Annotated in this window: 16 protein-coding genes; 4 read left to right on the top strand and 12 right to left on the bottom strand. The window is 59.2% G+C overall.

What is annotated here, in order from left to right; all coding sequences use genetic code 11:
* Positions 1-14: 14 nt before the first annotated feature.
* The 3 genes from INHI_RS0119585 to INHI_RS0119570 all read right to left on the bottom strand — a co-directional run bounded on the left by INHI_RS0119585 (position 15) and on the right by INHI_RS0119570 (position 3,322).
* A complete protein-coding gene (locus INHI_RS0119585) occupies positions 15-767 on the bottom strand; it encodes a CDP-alcohol phosphatidyltransferase family protein (RefSeq protein ID WP_014881118.1) in 753 nt (250 codons plus the stop codon).
* A gap of 340 nt (positions 768-1,107) precedes the next feature.
* Entirely contained in the window at positions 1,108-2,316 is a 1,209-nt protein-coding gene (locus INHI_RS0119575; RefSeq protein WP_014881119.1) for an aminopeptidase P family protein, read from the bottom strand.
* A gap of 220 nt (positions 2,317-2,536) precedes the next feature.
* The gene (locus INHI_RS0119570) at positions 2,537-3,322 is read right to left on the bottom strand and encodes a hormone-sensitive lipase (RefSeq protein WP_014881120.1); all 786 of its coding nucleotides are present in this window, start codon (positions 3,320-3,322) and stop codon (positions 2,537-2,539) included.
* Between the two features lie 199 nt (positions 3,323-3,521).
* Here INHI_RS0119570 and INHI_RS0119565 point away from each other — a divergent pair, with 199 nt between their 5' ends.
* Both INHI_RS0119565 and INHI_RS0119560 read left to right on the top strand, forming a co-directional pair.
* The gene (locus INHI_RS0119565) at positions 3,522-4,997 is read left to right on the top strand and encodes an NAD-dependent succinate-semialdehyde dehydrogenase (RefSeq protein ID WP_027248652.1); all 1,476 of its coding nucleotides are present in this window, start codon (positions 3,522-3,524) and stop codon (positions 4,995-4,997) included.
* A 133-nt stretch (positions 4,998-5,130) separates the two neighbouring features.
* Positions 5,131-7,320: an esterase-like activity of phytase family protein gene (locus tag INHI_RS0119560; RefSeq protein WP_027248651.1), complete on the top strand. Its 2,190-nt coding sequence runs from the start codon at positions 5,131-5,133 to the stop codon at positions 7,318-7,320.
* Between the two features lie 102 nt (positions 7,321-7,422).
* On the opposite strand, the gene INHI_RS0119555 is transcribed toward INHI_RS0119560, so the two are convergent.
* The 6 genes from INHI_RS0119555 to INHI_RS0119530 all read right to left on the bottom strand — a co-directional run bounded on the left by INHI_RS0119555 (position 7,423) and on the right by INHI_RS0119530 (position 13,784).
* Positions 7,423-7,881 carry an Hsp20 family protein gene (locus INHI_RS0119555; protein WP_014875848.1) on the bottom strand — a complete coding sequence of 153 codons (459 nt, stop codon included), beginning with the start codon at positions 7,879-7,881 and terminating at the stop codon, positions 7,423-7,425.
* Positions 7,882-8,014: 133 nt separating this feature from the next.
* Positions 8,015-8,830 (bottom strand): trypsin-like serine peptidase, encoded by an 816-nt coding sequence (locus INHI_RS0119550; RefSeq protein ID WP_027248650.1) that lies wholly within the window; start codon positions 8,828-8,830, stop codon positions 8,015-8,017.
* Positions 8,827-9,681 (bottom strand): trypsin-like serine peptidase, encoded by an 855-nt coding sequence (locus INHI_RS0119545; protein ID WP_027248649.1) that lies wholly within the window; start codon positions 9,679-9,681, stop codon positions 8,827-8,829. Before INHI_RS0119545 ends, INHI_RS0119550 begins: the two co-directional genes overlap by 4 nt.
* A gap of 130 nt (positions 9,682-9,811) precedes the next feature.
* Positions 9,812-11,146 carry a glycolate oxidase subunit GlcF gene (glcF, locus tag INHI_RS0119540; RefSeq protein ID WP_027248648.1) on the bottom strand — a complete coding sequence of 445 codons (1,335 nt, stop codon included), beginning with the start codon at positions 11,144-11,146 and terminating at the stop codon, positions 9,812-9,814.
* A 3-nt stretch (positions 11,147-11,149) separates the two neighbouring features.
* Complete coding sequence (locus tag INHI_RS0119535; RefSeq protein ID WP_027248647.1) at positions 11,150-12,250, bottom strand: FAD-binding protein; 1,101 nt, start codon at positions 12,248-12,250, stop codon at positions 11,150-11,152.
* Positions 12,251-12,335: 85 nt separating this feature from the next.
* The gene (locus INHI_RS0119530; RefSeq protein WP_014881127.1) at positions 12,336-13,784 is read right to left on the bottom strand and encodes an FAD-linked oxidase C-terminal domain-containing protein; all 1,449 of its coding nucleotides are present in this window, start codon (positions 13,782-13,784) and stop codon (positions 12,336-12,338) included.
* A 90-nt stretch (positions 13,785-13,874) separates the two neighbouring features.
* Here INHI_RS0119530 and INHI_RS0119525 point away from each other — a divergent pair, with 90 nt between their 5' ends.
* Both INHI_RS0119525 and INHI_RS0119520 read left to right on the top strand, forming a co-directional pair.
* Positions 13,875-14,633: a DUF599 domain-containing protein gene (locus tag INHI_RS0119525; RefSeq protein WP_027248646.1), complete on the top strand. Its 759-nt coding sequence runs from the start codon at positions 13,875-13,877 to the stop codon at positions 14,631-14,633.
* Between the two features lie 36 nt (positions 14,634-14,669).
* Positions 14,670-15,038 (top strand): hypothetical protein, encoded by a 369-nt coding sequence (locus tag INHI_RS0119520; protein ID WP_014875855.1) that lies wholly within the window; start codon positions 14,670-14,672, stop codon positions 15,036-15,038.
* A gap of 39 nt (positions 15,039-15,077) precedes the next feature.
* On the opposite strand, the gene rlmH is transcribed toward INHI_RS0119520, so the two are convergent.
* The 3 genes from rlmH to INHI_RS0119505 all read right to left on the bottom strand — a co-directional run bounded on the left by rlmH (position 15,078) and on the right by INHI_RS0119505 (position 17,592).
* Positions 15,078-15,548 (bottom strand): 23S rRNA (pseudouridine(1915)-N(3))-methyltransferase RlmH, encoded by a 471-nt coding sequence (gene rlmH / locus INHI_RS0119515; protein ID WP_027248645.1) that lies wholly within the window; start codon positions 15,546-15,548, stop codon positions 15,078-15,080.
* 84 nt (positions 15,549-15,632) lie between these two features.
* Complete coding sequence (rsfS, locus tag INHI_RS0119510; RefSeq protein ID WP_014875857.1) at positions 15,633-16,001, bottom strand: ribosome silencing factor; 369 nt, start codon at positions 15,999-16,001, stop codon at positions 15,633-15,635.
* Positions 16,002-16,230: 229 nt separating this feature from the next.
* Positions 16,231-17,592 carry a mechanosensitive ion channel family protein gene (locus INHI_RS0119505; protein ID WP_014881130.1) on the bottom strand — a complete coding sequence of 454 codons (1,362 nt, stop codon included), beginning with the start codon at positions 17,590-17,592 and terminating at the stop codon, positions 16,231-16,233.
* Positions 17,593-17,650: the final 58 nt, after the last annotated feature.

Raw genomic sequence — 17,650 nt, 5'->3', positions numbered from 1 at the left:
CCACCCTTACTCTTTTATGCGCCGGTCTCCGGCGTTTTCTTTTTAACCAACCCCCAGGCCACCATCGCAGCATACCCAAGGCACAGGATCACCAATGTAATCCATGCGTAAATCAGGACAGCTGCCCCCGCAAAGGCAAAACCGACCAGAAAATACTTCACGTTTTCGCGCGAAATTTTGACTGCCTTCAGCGACCAGGTTGGCACATGGCTGATCATAAGCAATCCGATGACACCCATATGAAGGCAGATCAAAATATCCGGAATGACCGGCGCATCGGCGAAGGCAAAAGAAATGAACATCGGCAACATCGCAAGGAGTGCGCCGGCCGGGGATGGTACCCCTTCAAAATAAACGCTTTTTGCGGTGACTTTCTTCTCGGACTTGGTCGACACGTTAAACCGCGCCAGACGCACCACGCAGCAGACCGAGAACACCAGCACCGCCAGCCATCCCAGACCGCGCATGTCCTGAAGGGCCCAATAGTAGATCACCAGTGGCGAGGCGACTCCGAAGTTGAGAAAATCTGCCAGCGAGTCGAGTTCCGCACCCATCTTGCTGTCGCTGCGCAGGATCCGCGCCAGACGCCCATCAAAGCCATCCAGAATCGCCGCCGCCAGAATCAGCTGTACCGCCAGCGTATAGTTGCCCTGCACCCCGAAGCGGATCGCCGACAGTCCGGCACAGATGGCGGCAATGGTCATCATATTCGGCAGCAGCTGGATCAGCGCATATTCGGATTTTCGCTTTTCCGGTGGGTGGTGCATAGCGGTGGTGTTTCCTTGTTCACGGCAGGGAGCCACCACACTCCCAGCGTCCCGAAGCAGGGCATAATCGCAGGATCAAGGTGTCGCCTTTGCGCACATATGCCCCAACCAGGGCGCCGGTGCAATCTTTGCGACCTGCCACATGGGCCCGGCGGCGGTATCGCGGCCTGACCACCGCTTGCCGATCGGATCACGCGGCGACAGATACATCTCTCGGCGAAAAACGAAAGCACCGTGCATTGCACGGTGCCATGCCCAACCGGGACAGCCTCCCCCAGGGAGGCAAAGAGCAGGCGGGAGCCTCCCGCCTGCCGCTGATCATAGCGCCAAATAGCGACCTTTAGCCGACGACGTTAAACTCCGGCCCGTAGGGGTATTTGGTGATGTTTTCATTGTCATCCTCATGGATAATCAGAATGTCATGCTCGCGGTACCCACCTGCACCGGGCTGGCCATCGGCGATGGTCAGCATCGGCTCCATCGAGATCACCATCCCCGGCTCCAACACCGTGTCGATGTCCTCGCGCAGTTCAAGCCCCGCCTCACGACCATAATAATGCGACAGCACGCCAAATGAATGGCCATAGCCGAAAGTGCGGTATTGCAGCAGGTCCTGCTCTTCAAAGAAGGCATTGATCTGATGGGTGATCTCCGCACAACTTGCGCCCGGTTTCAGCAGCGAGATGCCCAGCTCATGGGCTGCAACATTGGCCTCCCAGATGCGCAGACTTTCGGCGTCCACTTCCTTCACGAACATGGTCCGTTCCAGCGCAGTGTAATAGCCGGAGATCATCGGGAAGGTGTTCAGCGACAGGATATCGCCACGCTGCAGGGTGCGGGCTGTCACCGGGTTATGAGCCCCATCGGTGTTGATGCCGGACTGGAACCAGACCCAGCTGTCGCGGTACTCCGCATCCGGGAAACGTTTGGCGATTTCCAGCTCCATCGCATCGCGACCTGCCATCGCCACATCAATCTCACGCGCGCCTTCCTTTACCGCGTCCCGGATCGCAAAGCCGCCGACGTCTGCCACTGCGGCACCGGCGCGGATCATATCGAGCTCTGCAGCAGATTTGCCCATGCGCTGGCGCATGGTCGGCTCATACAGATCAACCAGCTGCGACGGGGTCAGGAAGTGTTCCAGTTTTGCCTTCTGCAGCAAGGTCAGGTGATCGCTCTCGTAGCCGACAACCGCGCCATCGCCTGAAACCGATTTGATCGCACGCCAGAAGTTGTCACGCTGCCAGTCGGTATAGGTAATGTTGTCGCAGAACGACCGGCGCCAGGGCTGGCCTGCGTCGATCCCGGCGGAAATGGTCACAGCCTCGGAAGCGGTGACCACCATGCCATAGGGGCGACCGAAAGCGCAGTAGGTAAAGCCCGAATAGTAGGAGATATTGTGCATCGAAGTGAAGACAGCGGCGGTTACGCCGGTCTCTGCCATGATTTTGCGCAGGCCTGCGATCCGCGCCTCATATTCGGAGACAGCAAATTGCAGCGGCGCCTTTTCACCATTGTGAAAACGATACATTTCAGGACGTGAAGTCATAGTCGACCCTTCCATCTTACAAGAAAGGTCCCGGCGTTCAGGACGGTTTGAGAGTTAGGGCAGCATGAACTCCATGCGGCGACGCCATCGCCTGGCCCTTGGCGCAGAGATTGCGGCAGAGCTGCAATGCTGGCAAGTCTGAATCCCCGCAAGAGAGTCAAAAAACGACAAACGCCGCAGGTTTCTGCGGCGTTGTGCGTTTTTTTTCTGAAGGGTCGGGTTATTTGACCAAGACCGCGACCAGATCGCTTTCGGGATCGGCCAAGGGTTCGATCACGTTGAAATGATGTTTGCCGAACGCAATGACATGATCCACCTCCCAGGCTTCGGCCAGCCAGACGGCCTGATCCAGAAAGGCCGGGCGCTCGTCACCGCCCACCCAGACTGTGACATCCGCCGGATAGCGATGTTCCATGTCAATTGGGCTTTCTGCGGCAGCGTTTGCTGCGTCCAGCTTGAACTTGGTGTTCATCGTGGTGCGCAGCAGAGGCCGCAGATCCGCAAGCGGTGAGATCGGCACCACCGCGGCAATCCGTTCACCCACCTCCTCCGGCAAAAGTTCCCGGTCCAACATGCGCGCCACCAGATGCCCGCCTGCGGAATGGCCCGCCAGCGAAATCGGTCCCTCCACCTCGGCAGCGATGGCGGTGACAGCTGAGGCGATCTGTTGGGTGATATCAGCAATCCGTACCTCTGGGCAAAGATCATAGGAGGGAATGGCGACCGCATAGCCGTGCGCCAACGCCCCCACAGCCAGATGCGACCAGCTGGATTTATCGAACGCCATCCAATAACCGCCATGCACAAAGATCATCAGCCCCTTGGCTGCACCTTCGGGAAGAAACAGATCATAGCGGTGCCTGGCCCCCTCGCCGTAGGGCACATCCAGCCGGGACCGGTCACGCATCGCGTTGCGAAAATCCTCGGCAGAGGCCGCCCAGCGCGGCGGATAGCTGTCAGCATTTTCGATATAGGCGCCATTTGAATACGCGTCGTCGAGCTCCATGCCCAGTCTCCCTGTTCTTCTTGTTGCCGCTACCTGACAGCCTGGCACAGAACATGTCAAATGACCCGGTCCCTGCAGAACATCGATGTGATGCCCGCCTAGCCCCTACATTTGATCAAATTCTGGACTCATCTATCTTTCTGGACATATCAAGTCACAGCTGATTTGCATTTCGCAAATGATATACGGGAGGCCCGCAATGCTCGACGCAACCACTGACCTGAAATCACTGCTCACCGACCCTAGCCTACTAGAACCCCGTGCCTATATCGGCGGGGCGTTTGTCGATGGCGCGGACGGCACATTCGAGGTGAAGAACCCGGCGCGTGGCGATGTGATTGCCAATGTGGCGGATGTCAGCCGGTCGCAAGTGGCCGGCGCCATCGCGCAGGCAGAAGTCGCTCAGAAGGATTGGTCCAAATGGACCGGCAAAGAACGTGCAAATGTTCTGCGCAAATGGTTTGATCTGATGATGGAGAACCAAGAGGATCTGGCTGTGATCCTGACCGCCGAGATGGGCAAGCCCCTCGCCGAGTCGCGCGGTGAGATCGGTTATGGCGCGTCCTTCATTGAGTTCTTTGCAGAAGAAGCCAAACGTATCTATGGCGAGACCATTCCCGGCCATCAGCGCGACAAGCGCATCACCGTGCTGAAACAGCCCATTGGGGTGGCCGCCTCGATCACACCCTGGAATTTCCCCAATGCGATGATCACCCGCAAGGCGGGCCCGGCGTTGGCGGCGGGCTGTGCCTTTGTTGCGCGGCCTGCCGAATTGACGCCGCTGTCGGCGACCGCGTTGGCCGTGCTGGCAGACCGTGCGGGCATTCCGGCGGGCGTCTTCAACGTCGTGACCTCTTCCAATGCCTCGGAAACAGGCAAAGAGTTCTGCGAGAACAACGCCGTGCGCAAGCTGACCTTTACCGGATCTACCGAAGTGGGGCGCATCCTGATGCGACAGGCGGCCGACACCGTGATGAAATGTTCAATGGAACTGGGCGGCAACGCGCCGTTCATCGTGTTTGATGATGCCGACCTCGACGCCGCAGTCGAAGGCGCGATCATGTGCAAGTTCCGCAATAACGGCCAGACCTGCGTCTGCGCTAATCGGATCTATGTCCAGGCAGGTGTTTACGATGCCTTTGCGGAAAAACTGAAAGAGGCCGTCGCCAAGATGACGGTTGGCGACGGGTTGGCTGAGGGCGTGCAGTTTGGCCCGCTGATCAACGAGAACGCGGTGGAAAAGGTCAAATCCCACATCGCCGATGCAAAAGAAAAAGGCGCCGAAGTGATCCTGGGCGGCAATCCATCGGAGCTGGGCGGCACATTCTTTGAGCCGACAATTATCACAGGTGCCACGCAGGACATGGTATTCTCTCAGGATGAGACCTTTGGCCCGATGGCGCCGCTGTTTAAGTTTGATACCGAAGACGACGTGATCGAAATGGCCAATGACACGATCTTTGGCCTGGCCTCCTATTTCTACGCCAAGGATCTGAGCCGGGTCTACAAAGTGGCCGAGGCGCTGGAATACGGTATTGTCGGGGTCAACACCGGCATCATCTCAACCGAGCTGGCCCCCTTTGGTGGGGTAAAGCAGTCGGGGTTGGGCCGTGAAGGCAGCCACCATGGCATCGAAGACTACCTTGAGATGAAATACATCTGCATGTCTGTATGACCCTGGATGAAGGGCTGCGGCGGGTTTCCCTCCCGCAGCCACCACATCATTAAAACTACATCAAAGCGTCACAAAACCTTGATGCAGACCCGTCAGGAGCAAGGCAGTCAATTCATCCATACTGGAGCTGCCGATGTCCACGCGCCTTTTGTGCCTGACCTCTGCCCTCGCGCTCACCGCTGGTATCGCGCAGGCAGACACTTCATTTAATCGTATCGCGTCCTTTCCCGTGGTCCAGAACATGGCCGCAGGTGAAGACATCACACGCGAAAGTTCTCCCGAAATCATCGACGCGACTGCGGACGGCATGACGCTGGTCTATACCGACAGCCCGCTGGGGGCTCTGGGCCTGATCGACATCACCGATCCTGCGAACCCGGCCCCCAAGGGAAATATCGCGCTGCCGGGTGAGCCGACCTCCGTTGCTGTTGTTGGCACCACGGCCTATGTCGGTGTGAACACATCCAAGAGCTACACACAGCCCTCCGGTCTGTTGAAAGCCTTTGACATCAGCACTGGCGCCGAGACTGGCTCTTGCGATCTGGGCGGTCAGCCGGATTCTGTTGCCAAGTCCAAGGACGGGGCCTTCCTCGCCGTTGCGATTGAAAACGAACGTGACGAAGATCTGAACGATGGCCTGATGCCGCAAATGCCCGCGGGCAATCTGGTGATGATCAACACCGCAAACGGCGGCTTAGATTGTGCCTCTATGAAGGTAATCGGCCTTACAGGCCTGGCGGAGATTGCCAGCGACGATCCCGAGCCGGAGTATGTCTCCATCAATGGGCTTGGGGAGACGGTTGTTACTCTTCAGGAAAACAACCATCTTGTGATCCTGTCCAAGGATGGCAAGGTCCAGAACCATTTCTCAGCTGGGGCGGTCGATCTTGAAGGTATCGACGCCACGGACGAACGCGGCGCATTGATCTTCACCGAAAGCCAAGAGGGCCGCCTGCGTGAGCCCGACGCCGTCACTTGGATTGACGACAACCACTTCGCCACTGCAAACGAAGGCGATTACAACGGCGGCTCTCGCAGCTGGACGATCTATAACAAAGACGGCACCGTCGTTTATGACAGCGGCACCTCCTTTGAACATGCCATCGTGCAGATTGGCCATTACCCGGACAAACGCTCTGATGCCAAAGGCGTCGAACCCGAAAGCGTGACCTTCGCTGAATTTGACGGCACGCCCTATGTGTTCGTTGGTGCAGAACGCGCATCAGTGGTGGGGGTCTATGATGTTACAGACCCCACCAATCCGGTTCTAACCCAGCTGCTGCCCTCTGGCGTTGGGCCAGAAGGATACGCCGTCATCCCCGAACGCGGTCTGCTGGTCTCGGCCAATGAGAAGGATCTGATCGAAGACAAAGGCCCACGCGCCCATGTCATGATGTATGAATTGCAGAACGGTGCACCGACCTATCCGCATTTGACTTCTGCCGACGCGGATGAGCTGATCGGCTGGGGCGCGCTCTCCGGGATGGTCGCAGATGCTGACGGTATGATCTATGCGGTCAACGACAGCTTCTACGGCTTCCAGCCCTCGATCTTCAAGATTGACCCCAGTCAGACACCTGCGCGTATCGTCGACGTGATCCGCATCCATCGGCAGGACGGCAACCCGGCCCAGAAACTGGATCTGGAAGGCATCACACTGGACGGCAAAGGTGGGTTTTACGTCGCCTCTGAAGGGCGCAGCGACCGTGTCGTTCCCCATGCGATCTACCACGTCAACAAAGATGGGCTGATCAAAGCCAAAAAGGGCGAAATCGGTCTGCCAGCCGAGCTGATGGCCGTCGAGCGCCGCTTTGGCTTTGAAGGCATCACCAAAGTGGGCGACACGCTCTGGATGGCCGTTCAGCGCGAATGGAAAGACGACCCGAAGAACCACGTCAAACTGGTGTCCTACAACTTGGAAACCAAGGAATGGGGCGCGGTTCACTATCCCAAGGCAGAGCCCGACACCGGTTGGGTCGGCCTGTCAGAGATCGTGGCCCATGGCGACTATGTTTATGTCATTGAGCGCGACAACCAGCATGACTTCCGCGCTGTGACCAAAAAGGTCTACCGCGTTTCCCTCGCTGAGATGACACCAGCGCCGCTCGGCGGGCCACTCCCGGTGGTCAACAAGGAGCTGGTGCGTGATCTGCTGCCGGATCTGACGGCGACCGGCGGCTATGTTCTGGATAAGGTCGAAGGGCTGGCTATCACTGCCGAGGGAGAAGGTTTCATCACAACCGACAATGATGGGGTCGATGATGCCTCCGGCGAGACGATGTTCTTTTCCATCGGTCAGATGAACACGCCGACAGTCAACTGATCTCATCCACTCAGAGTGCCAGGCATATATCAAAACAGCCCCCCGATAGCATCGGGGGGCTGCTGCGTTCAAAGCTGTCAGATCAGGAAGATCAGCGCGGCATCAGTTGACGGTCTTGGCGTCCAGTTCCGGCGCCTTGCCGGTTGAGATTTCGATCCGGCGCGGTTTCAGTGCCTCGGGCACCTCGCGCTGCAGATCAATGTGCAGCATGCCGTCGGAGTGGCTTGCACCGGTGACGCGCACATGGTCGGCCAAAGTGAACCGACGCTCAAACGCGCGGGTGGCGATGCCGCGATGCAGGTAAGTCCGGTCGCTGTCGTCTTCGGACTTCTTCGCCGAAACGACCAGCGCGTTTTCCTTCACCTCGACACCCAGATCAGCCTCGGAGAAGCCGGCAACTGCAATCGAGATACGATAGGCATCTGCGGCGGTTTTTTCGATGTTGTAAGGGGGGTAGCTCGGCTGCGCGACGTCAGAGCTCAGGGCGCGATCCATCAGGTCGGCAATCTGGTCAAAGCCAATGGTGGCCCGGTGCAGCGGTGCAAAATCAAAACTACGCATGTGTCATCCTCATTCGTGAGCGATTTCTACGTGCCCTCCCATCAGGGACAGGCGTTTGGACTGTCGGATCCCGATCATCGGCGATCCGAACAGAATTGAGATAAGGATTGAAACTGCCGGTTCAAGAGGTGGCTTAGCCGCCGGGGCGGACAAATTTCGCGCCGCCTGCCGACGTACCGCTGCCCACGCGGATACGCTTAATGCGCCGATCCGGTGCCGCCACTGGATTGCGTCGCAGCTGTGCTTTCAGCTCGTCCACCCTCTGCGGCAGTTTCATGCCAAAGGCCACCTGCTTTCCACCGTATAGGCCACCGCCGGAAATCAGCGCCAGAATACGCCCGCGCCCGCCCACCTGCGAGAACACTGGTGCACCGGAGGAGCCGAAAGTTACATTGCAGTCGATCATCATCACATCCGCGCGCTCAGCCATCAGATTGCAATGGCGCTGGCGCGACAAAGCCTCAGCACGGCCCATCCCGTAGGACGTCACCGATATATCGCTGCCATAGTCCTGACCGGAATGCAGCGCGAAGGCATTCGCCGATCCGCTGGTCACAGGGGCCGCCAGACGGATCAATGCGACATCGTGGCGGATGTTCTCAAGATCAAGCCGCCCGCCCGGTCGAAACCCGGGATGCGCTGCAATCTGCAGTGCCCCGCGCTCGGCAATTGCCACCCCGCCACGCAGACCCGCGCGAAAAGTGATCTGGTCAGCCGGGCGTGGGGTATGGCCCTGACCATAGACACAATGCGCCGCAGTCAACACCAGATCCGGGGCAATCAGCGTTCCGGTGCAAAACCCCTGCCCGTTCAGCTCCAGCCGCCCGACTGCCTCCCAACCCAGAAGGTCATCGCGGTCGGTGAGACGACGTAACCCGGCCTCCTGTGCCGCTGCCACAGTCGCATAGAACGCCGTCACCACAGTCAGGACAAGCGCGCAGAGTCTCATTGGCTGATGAACTTTGCACCGGAATTGCTCCGACGTTCACCCACTTTCACGCGGCCAACTCCGGGGGGCATCTGCCCGCCAATCCGGCTGCCGGTGAGCTGCGCACGCAACAGCGCCAATTCCTCTGCCAGAGCAGACCCAAGCGCGACCTGCTGACCGGAGACCTCTGCCTTGGCAGAGACCACCGAAACGATCTTGGGGCGACCTGCGTCAAAGGAAAACACCGGCGCCCCGGAAGAGCCATAGTCCACATCGCAGGACATCACCAACACGCCCTCCTGCCGGGCCATCACTGCACAGACATCCTGCAACGACGGAGCCTCCGAGCGGTCGTGTGCATAGGACACCACACCAATCCGCGCGCCTTTTTGCGGACGCTGGTCGGTTTCAAAGGGTGTCACAGTGGTATTGCGAATGGGCCGTTGTAACTGCAGCAGTGCGATATCGTTGCGCACCCGGTCTGTCGATACTTTGCCATCGTAGATATAGCTGGGGTGGATGACCGCCTGGCGGATACTGCGATAGGCCGAGGCGCGCCCGTTGCGCCATCCCGCAAGAAATTCGATGGTCTGCGGTGCGATCCGGGTACGGCTATCGCGGTCATAAAGACAATGCGCCGCTGTCAGCACCAAATCAGGCGCAATCAATGCGCCGGTACAGAAGCCTTCTCCGTTAACGTCAAGCCGACCGACCGCCTGCCAATCGCGCCCAGCCTCTGTAGTTTCCAGCCGTTGCAGGCGGCTGTCATCAGCTCTCGCACCTTTCGGCGCGGCAACATAGGCCAGTCCGACAGAGAGCAGCGCTGCCGCCAGTGACAGCGTCCGCTGCCGGATCGGTTTCTTTACGCTCATCGCCTTGCCAGCCCCATGTCCCAATCGCTCCCGTTTCAGGGTATGCTTTGCTTGGGGCAAAATTACGGCAGCAGGATCCGGAATGCACCCGGCCTGTGGGTGGTTGGCAGCGACTTCTTGCCGATCAGTATCATCTAAGGATCGGGATCTCTCCCGCGCGGGGATCTGCACCCGGCCCACCCGCCGCCAGCGCCCGTGGTTTCGGACCTCCGGTTGCCCAATCCAACAACTCCACCGTATGTAGGATCGGGATATCCGTAGCGGAGCCGATCTGCATCATACAGCCAATATTGCCCGCGGCGATCAGATCCGGGTGCTTGGCTTCCAGTGTCTTTACCTTGCGTGCCTTCAACTCAGCCGAAATTTCCGGCTGCAGCAGATTATAGGTCCCGGCCGAGCCGCAGCAGAGGTGACTGTCAGCGGGCTCTACCACCGTGAAGCCCGCGCGCTTCAGGAGCGTCTTCGGGTATGTCTTGATCTGCTGCCCATGCTGCAGGGAACAGGCCGCGTGATAGGCCACCGTTGTTTCCTTATGCGCACCCTCGGGCAGATCCAGCTGAATCAATAACTCAGAGATATCCATAGCAAGGGCCGAGACCCGCGCCGCATCCTCCGCCAGTGCGTCATTGCGGAACATATGGCCATAGTCCTTGACTGTTGTGCCGCAGCCCGAGGTGTTGACAACAATGGCGTCCAGCCCCTGCCCGTCAATTTCATCGGTCCAGGCGCGGATGTTCTTCGCAGCGGTCGCGTGGCTTTCTTCCTCGCGCCCCATGTGATGGGTCAGCGCGCCGCAGCAGCCCGCCCCCGCGGCGACAACAACCTCACACCCCAGCCGGGTCAGCAGACGGATGGTGGCGTCATTGATATCGGTATTGAGTGCCTTTTGCGCACAGCCTGTCATCAGGGCAACGCGTTTTCTGCGCGGTGCTTTGGCGGCAAAGCTTTGCGGGTCATCATTGCGGCTCACCGGTGGGATATGCCTCGGCAGCATATCCAGCATGGCACGCAAACGGGCATCAGGTACCAGCCTTTTAAAGGGCTGTGCCAGCTTGGCCCCGATCAAAGCGAGACGAAACCGCCCCGGATACGGGAGGATCCGCGCCAGAAGCCAGCGCAGGGCACGATCACTCCAAGGCCGGTTATAGTGTTTGTCGATATAAGCGCGCGCATGATCCACAAGGTGCATGTAATGCACCCCCGACGGGCAGGTGGTCATGCAGGCCAGACAGCTGAGGCAGCGGTCAATATGCTTGACGGTTTTAGCATCCGGAACCCGTTCGTTTTCCAGCATATCCTTGATCAGGTAGATGCGGCCGCGCGGGCTATCCAGCTCATCGCCCAACACCTGATATGTCGGGCAGGTCGCAGTGCAGAAGCCGCAATGCACACAGGACCTGAGGATTTCATTTGCGCGCTGGGTGCCCGGATCGCGCAGCTGCTTTTCGCTGAATGTCGTCTGCATCGTCTACCCCATCAGTCCCGGATTAAGAATGCCACGGGGGTCAAATTGGCGTCGCAGCCCCCCCGATATCGCGGCGAGTGGCCCCGGTTGCGGCTGGAACTGGCCTAGCTCCGCCCGTGTCTGCGCGCTGGCGCGCACCAAAGTCGCGTAACCCGGCACCGTCAACCGGGACCGCAGATCCCTCCCTGCCGGAACCAGCGCCCAGATCAGCCCTCCGCCCCAGTCGAACAGCAAACCCTCCGCCTCCAGCGCAGGCGCCAGTGCAACTGCATCCGACGGCTTGACCGAGATTCGCCAGACATCCCCCGGTCGGTCATGAAACGCCGCGACATCGCGGATCCCTTCCCACAATGCATCCCCGGCACCAAGGGCAAGGCTCACCTCTCCAAATTTACCAAGCGCCATTTTGAGAGCCTCCGCGCGATAGGTGACGGAGGCCTCAAACCCCTCAACCCGAATATGAACCATAGCTGTAGCCGGATCATAGGCCGCGCCGGTCACATCATAGGGCGAGCCGAGCGCCGTCGACATCGCGGCGACCGCCGGCGTCAGATCAGCCACATGCACTGTCACCGTCGCGCAGGCCTCCGAACACGGCAGAACCTTCAGCGACACCTCGCTCAATACCCCCAGGGTGCCATGAGAACCCGCCATCAGCTTCACGAGGTCGTAACCGGTCACGTTCTTCATCACCCGGCCGCCATTGCTCAGCACCTCGCCACGCCCGTCGACAAAGCGCACCCCCAGCAGGAAATCCCGTGCCGCGCCGCATTGGATACGTCGGGGGCCAGAGACATTGGCCGCAAACACCCCGCCTATCGTCGGCGTTCCTTTGGTTCCAAGCAACCCGCGATGAGCCATCGGCTCAAAGGCCAGCCGCTGATTTTCCCCCGCCAACAGCGCCTGCACCTCCTCCACCGATGTGCCTGCCTGCACAACCAGTGTCAGGGCCCCGGGCTCATAAAGTGTGACGCCGTTGAGACCCGCCACACTGAGCGTCTCACCGCCCGTCGACAGACCGCGGGTGCCACCGCCGCTGACAGCCAGAGGCGCTGTTGCCCCTGCTATGATCTGGGCCAGCTCGGCCTCACTCTGAGGTGTCATGTTTTCACCTTTCCGAAATACTCTGGGGGTCGTGGGGGCAAAGCCCCCGCTGCAGACCCGCACAGGGTCTGCCATATGGCCACTGTTACAGGGGTGTCACTGCCGGGGTTCGGCGGCTTTGCGTGGTCGAGAGGGGGAAGACCTTGGCCGGGTTCAGCAGCCACTTCGGGTCGAACACATCCTTCACCCGCAGCTGTGCCTCGATATCCGCAACGCCATATTGATCCAGCATCAGATCACGCTTTTCGATCCCGACACCATGTTCCCCCGTCAGGCAGCCACCGACCTCCACACAGAGTTTCAGGATTTCAGCGCCGAAGGCCTCGCAGGTTTCCAGATCGCCGGGTTTGTTGGCATCAAACAGGATCAAAGGATGCATATTGCCATCGCCCGCGTGAAACACATTGGCGACATCCAGACCAAATTCCTTGCTCATCTCTCCGATGCGGCGCAGCACATGGGGCAGCGATGTGACCGGAATTGTGCCGTCCAGACACATGTAGTCATTGATCTGCCCCATCGCACCAAAGGCCGATTTCCGGCCCAGCCAGATGCGGGCAGCCTCATCGCTATCGCGGGCCTCGCGCAGTTCCACCGGATTGTGGGAGCGGGCGATTTCAGTGATCAGCCGCAACTGGTGATCGATTTCCGCATCGCTGCCTTCGACTTCGACGATCAGCAAGGCTTCGCACATCGGATAACCCGCCTTGGCAAAGGCTTCACAGGCCTCAATGCAAGGTCGGTCCATGAACTCAATCGCGACCGGCAACACGCCTGCCTTGATGATGTCGCTGACGCAGGCACCGGCTACTTCGTTGCTGTCATAGCCAATCAGCACCGGACGCGCACCTTCGGGTTTGCGCAAAATGCGAAGGGTGGCTTCGGTCACCACCCCCAGCTGTCCCTCACTGCCACAGATCACACCCAGCAGATCCAGCCCACCAGCATCCAGATGGGCGCCGCCGATTTCCACCACGGTGCCATCCATCATCACCATGGTCACCCCCATGAGGTTGTTGGTGGTGACGCCATATTTCAGACAATGGGCACCGCCGGAGTTCATCGCGATATTGCCTGCAATCGCACAAGCCAACTGCGACGATGGATCCGGCGCATAGAAAAACTCTTCCTCCTCCACCGCGCCTGATACGCTCAGATTGGTGCGCCCGGTCTGCACCCGGATAATGCGGTTGTCGTAATCCGTCTCCAGTACAGCATTCATCCGCGCGACACCAAGGATCACGCAATCAGCTGTCGGCAGAGCGCCACCGGCAAGTGAGGTGCCCGCGCCGCGCGGCACCACCGGAACACCAGCCGCATGGCAGATTCGCAGCACATCGGAGACTTCCTTGGTCGTGCGCGGCAGGACAACCAGCATCGGCGGACATTTATATGCCGTCAGCGCATCGCATTCATAGGCGCGGGTCTCCGCCGGGTCCTGAACCAGCGCATCATCCGGCAAGACCGCCGCAAGCCGCAATGCCAACTCCGTCTTCTGTGACAACACTGTCTGGTCTGGGATGGGCATCTCCATGGGGCTCTCCTGTGGATGCATGATTTGGTAAACTAATATTACCAATTTTCACAACTGGCAAGTCCGCAGTTCCACAGCTAGGGTCACTACATGACCCTGCTCGACCGTATCACCCTGTTTTCACCTGCTGATCTGGCAGCTTGCGTGTTTTTGATCCTGTGCTGGCTTGGCATTGGATGGCGCATCGAAAATGCCAAGGCAGAGTATCCGTCAGTCTCTGGCCTGATGGCTGAGTTCCGGCATGCCTGGATGATTCAGATGGTGCAACGCGAGCCGAGGATCTTTGACGCGCAGCTGATCTCAAATCTGCGGCAAGGCAGTGCGTTCTTTGCCTCCGCCTCAATGATCGCAATTGGCGGCGGGCTTGCGCTGATTGGCAATACAGATCAATTGGCCGGCGTCGCACAAGATCTGAGCCTGGAGAGCGCGCCAGCCTTTGTCTGGGATGTCAAAATCCTGATGGTGCTATTGCTGCTGTCGAACGCGTTTCTGAAATATGTTTGGGCGCACCGTTTGTTCGGTTACTGTTTTGTGCTGATGGCGGCGGTGCCCAACACTGACGCAGACGCGCAAGCCTACCCCCGTGCCAATCAGGCTGCGGATCTCAGCATCACCGCGGCACGTAGTTTCAACCGCGCCATGCGATCGACCTATTTCGCCCTTGCCGCCGTGGCTTGGCTGATCGGGCCTTGGGCGCTGATTGCAGCCGCCCTGGTGACCTTTGCCGTGCTCTACCGCCGCGAGTTTGCTTCACAATCGCGCAGCATTTTGCAGCGTGTGCCCGCGAATACGACCCCGCCTGTGCCAGACGTCACCGCAGGCGCCGACCGGGGCAACACGCAGATGTGACAACGATGGTATGCGCTTCACGCCTATACTCAGGCCATGATCCGATGCATCACTCTTCTCTCTCTGATTTGGCTGCCTGCGGTGGCGCTGGCCGATGATCCCCATATAAGCGACGCGACCGCGCAGCAGACCGGCAACAGCTGGCGCATAAGTGTCACGCTAACCCATCCGGACAGCGGCTGGGATCACTATGCAGATGGCTGGCGTGTGCTGGACACAGACGGCAAAGTGCTGGGCCTGCGCGAGCTGGCCCATCCGCACGTGAACGAACAGCCCTTCACCAGATCATTGGCTGGTGTGACAATACCGAAGGGAATAGACACCGTTCTGATCCAAGCCCGGTGCAATGTAGATGGCTGGTCCGAAGCAACCTATGTGCTGCCACTTGCCTGCTCCTCCTGCTGACGCCAGCAATGGCGTGACTTGCGGGGAGGGGCGCAGAGGTTAGACCCGGTGATACGGGCTGCCTGCTAGAATGGTCGCGGCGCGGTAGATCTGTTCCGCCAGAAGCACCCGCACCAGCATATGCGGCCAGACCATCTTTCCCAAAGAGATCGAGAAATCCGCCTCAGCGCGCAGGCTGGGATCAATCCCATCCGCACCCCCGATCACAAAGGCAACATCCTGGCGACCGGTATCGCGCCAATCGGCAAGACGTTTTGAGAAATCAGGTGAACTCAGCAATTTGCCGCGTTCGTCCAATGTGCAGATGACAGCCCCCTTGGGGATTGCCTTGCGCAGCAGTTCCGCCTCGGCGGCCATGCCTGCGTTTTTCTTGTCCTCGACTTCGGTAATGCGACAGGGCCCAAGACCAAGCGCCCGACCGCTGCGGTCGAAGCGCTCAATATAGTCGTCGATCAGCTGCTTTTCCGGGCTGGCCCGTAGGCGCCCGACCACACAGAAATGAACTTTCATGAGGACACTTTCGATACAGGCCCGCGCCAGGCGCATGCTGCGCTCTGCACGGGCCGATCTGATGGAACCGGATCCGGTCTGGGATCAGTTCTCGCTCTGGGCGGGTGACGTGCCCGCAGGCAGCCACATCTTTTCGAGCTGATAGAATTCGCGCACTTCCGGGCGGAACAGATGGACGATGATATCGCCGGTATCGATCAGCACCCAGTCGCCGGTGTCTTTGCCTTCGACCTTGCAGACCATGCCGTATTCCTGCTTCAGCCGGTCAGCCAGCTTTTCAGCCATAGACGCCACCTGACGGGTCGAGCGGCCCGAGGCTATAACCATGTGATCGCCAATAGCCGTTTTACCGCGCAGGTCGATCTGCACGACGTCTTCAGCCTTGTCGTCATTCAGCGAGGAAAGAACACGCGCCAGCAGCTCATCGCTGGTTGGCTGTGATTTGGTAGCCATTACGGCCACTCCGCGGCCAGCATCTGGGGCCGCCTGAGGTTCGGGTGACAGGACATTGTCCTCCTTGTAACGCGCCGCCGGTCCCCCGGCGCTGGGGTTGCCTTAATGTAGCAAGCCATATGCGGTTTTTCAATGAACCTTGATGGCCGGCTGCTATGCGCATTGTGCAGGCGTAAGGTCAGCGTAAAATAACGACGTGCCTGACCCGCCTGCCCTGTCAGAACGCGTCTCAGTCCTGCATTGCCACAGGCAGGGCCTCGTTCAACACGCGCACCTCCCGCTGCGGGAAGGGGATTGAGATTCCGGCACCTTTGAAGGCATCCCAGAGCGCCAGATAGACATTGCCGCGGATGTTGGTGAGCCCGCCTGTCGGATCGCTGATCCAGAACCGCAGAACATAATCCACACTGCTGTCCCCAAATCCGACGATGTGACAGACGGGCGCGCGATTGCCGCCACTCAGCACACGCCCCACGGTCTTGGCGGCCTCAATTGCAACCCGGCGCACCTCATGCGGGTCATCGCTGTAGCCGGTGCCAAAATTCAGATCCAGCCGCACGAATCGGTCCGTATGGGACCAGTTGACCACCTCATTGGTGATGAAATCCTCGTTCGGGATCAGATATTCTCGCCCATCACGGGTCACCACCGACACGTAGCGCGCGCCGAGAGAATTGATCCAGCCGAAGGTCTCGCCCAGCGAGATTACATCCCCCGGCTTGATGGATTTATCCAGCAGAATGATGAGGCCCGACACCAGATTGGATACGACCTTTTGCAGGCCAAAACCTAGGCCGACACCGATGGCACCAGACAGGACCGCAAGGCCCGTCAGGTCGATTCCGATCGCCTTCAACCCAATAAAGAAGGCACCGCCAAGCAGCAGGATCTGCGCCAGCTTGGCGCCCAGCACCTGCATTGACGGTGAGATGTCCGGATTGTTACGGATCCGGTTCGCGGCGACGGATGAAATCGCGCGCGCCAGCGTAAGCATGACACCAAGAATGACCACCGCCTGAACAATCAAGAACAACGAGATCCTCAGATCCCCAAAATCAATCGCCACGCTGTCAAGAAACGCCGTTGCTTCAGCCGTAATTCCGAGGATGCGCAGCGTGACCCAGGTCCAGGCGCCATATTTTACCAGCTTTCGAAGGAGCGGATTGGCAACAAGCCGCGTCGCGAAAGACACGATCAGCCAGGCCAGGGATAGGTTTGCGATCACCACCAATAGGCGTGATCTGCTGGGCCAGGTGATATCCTGCATGATCAGAACCGTGGTCCAGATCAGCAAAACAAAAAGGATGCCGCGAATACGCTTGTGCAAGACAAGCCCGGCCCGCATACGCCAACGCGGCCAGCCAGTGCGACCACGCAGCCAATCGTGAAAAGCCCCTGCGATGGGTTTGGCCAAAACCGCGGCCAACACCAGCAGACCTGCTGCGATCCCGAGCTGATAGGCATTCCAGGGGCGCAGCAGAACCTCAGCCGTATTGGTCAGGAAATCCCACAGCTGCTGCCCCAATTCAATCGCCTCAGCCGTGCTTTCGGCCAGCGCATCTTTGGTCTCGATCTGTTCGTCCGGATTCATAACGCTCCCTTTTGCCAGCGAGTCTGACGCCCCTTCTGGTTCCAATCAAGGCGCGACT

It is taken from the genome of Phaeobacter inhibens DSM 16374 (assembly GCF_000473105.1).
Classification (GTDB): Bacteria; Pseudomonadota; Alphaproteobacteria; order Rhodobacterales; family Rhodobacteraceae; genus Phaeobacter; species Phaeobacter inhibens.
This window is presented reverse-complemented; position numbering and strand designations above follow the sequence as displayed.

What these genes read in the sequence shown, in the direction of transcription:
- INHI_RS0119585 (WP_014881118.1), bottom strand. Translation starts at nt 767, where the DNA reads ATGCACCACCCACCGGAAAAGCGAAAATCCGAATATGCGCTGATCCAG.
- INHI_RS0119575 (WP_014881119.1), bottom strand. Translation starts at nt 2,316, where the DNA reads ATGACTTCACGTCCTGAAATGTATCGTTTTCACAATGGTGAAAAGGCG.
- INHI_RS0119570 (WP_014881120.1), bottom strand. Translation starts at nt 3,322, where the DNA reads ATGGAGCTCGACGACGCGTATTCAAATGGCGCCTATATCGAAAATGCT.
- INHI_RS0119565 (WP_027248652.1), top strand. Translation starts at nt 3,522, where the DNA reads ATGCTCGACGCAACCACTGACCTGAAATCACTGCTCACCGACCCTAGC.
- INHI_RS0119560 (WP_027248651.1), top strand. Translation starts at nt 5,131, where the DNA reads ATGTCCACGCGCCTTTTGTGCCTGACCTCTGCCCTCGCGCTCACCGCT.
- INHI_RS0119555 (WP_014875848.1), bottom strand. Translation starts at nt 7,881, where the DNA reads ATGCGTAGTTTTGATTTTGCACCGCTGCACCGGGCCACCATTGGCTTT.
- INHI_RS0119550 (WP_027248650.1), bottom strand. Translation starts at nt 8,830, where the DNA reads ATGAGACTCTGCGCGCTTGTCCTGACTGTGGTGACGGCGTTCTATGCG.
- INHI_RS0119545 (WP_027248649.1), bottom strand. Translation starts at nt 9,681, where the DNA reads ATGAGCGTAAAGAAACCGATCCGGCAGCGGACGCTGTCACTGGCGGCA.
- glcF (WP_027248648.1), bottom strand. Translation starts at nt 11,146, where the DNA reads ATGCAGACGACATTCAGCGAAAAGCAGCTGCGCGATCCGGGCACCCAG.
- INHI_RS0119535 (WP_027248647.1), bottom strand. Translation starts at nt 12,250, where the DNA reads ATGACACCTCAGAGTGAGGCCGAGCTGGCCCAGATCATAGCAGGGGCA.
- INHI_RS0119530 (WP_014881127.1), bottom strand. Translation starts at nt 13,784, where the DNA reads ATGGAGATGCCCATCCCAGACCAGACAGTGTTGTCACAGAAGACGGAG.
- INHI_RS0119525 (WP_027248646.1), top strand. Translation starts at nt 13,875, where the DNA reads ATGACCCTGCTCGACCGTATCACCCTGTTTTCACCTGCTGATCTGGCA.
- INHI_RS0119520 (WP_014875855.1), top strand. Translation starts at nt 14,670, where the DNA reads ATGATCCGATGCATCACTCTTCTCTCTCTGATTTGGCTGCCTGCGGTG.
- rlmH (WP_027248645.1), bottom strand. Translation starts at nt 15,548, where the DNA reads ATGAAAGTTCATTTCTGTGTGGTCGGGCGCCTACGGGCCAGCCCGGAA.
- rsfS (WP_014875857.1), bottom strand. Translation starts at nt 16,001, where the DNA reads ATGGCTACCAAATCACAGCCAACCAGCGATGAGCTGCTGGCGCGTGTT.
- INHI_RS0119505 (WP_014881130.1), bottom strand. Translation starts at nt 17,592, where the DNA reads ATGAATCCGGACGAACAGATCGAGACCAAAGATGCGCTGGCCGAAAGC.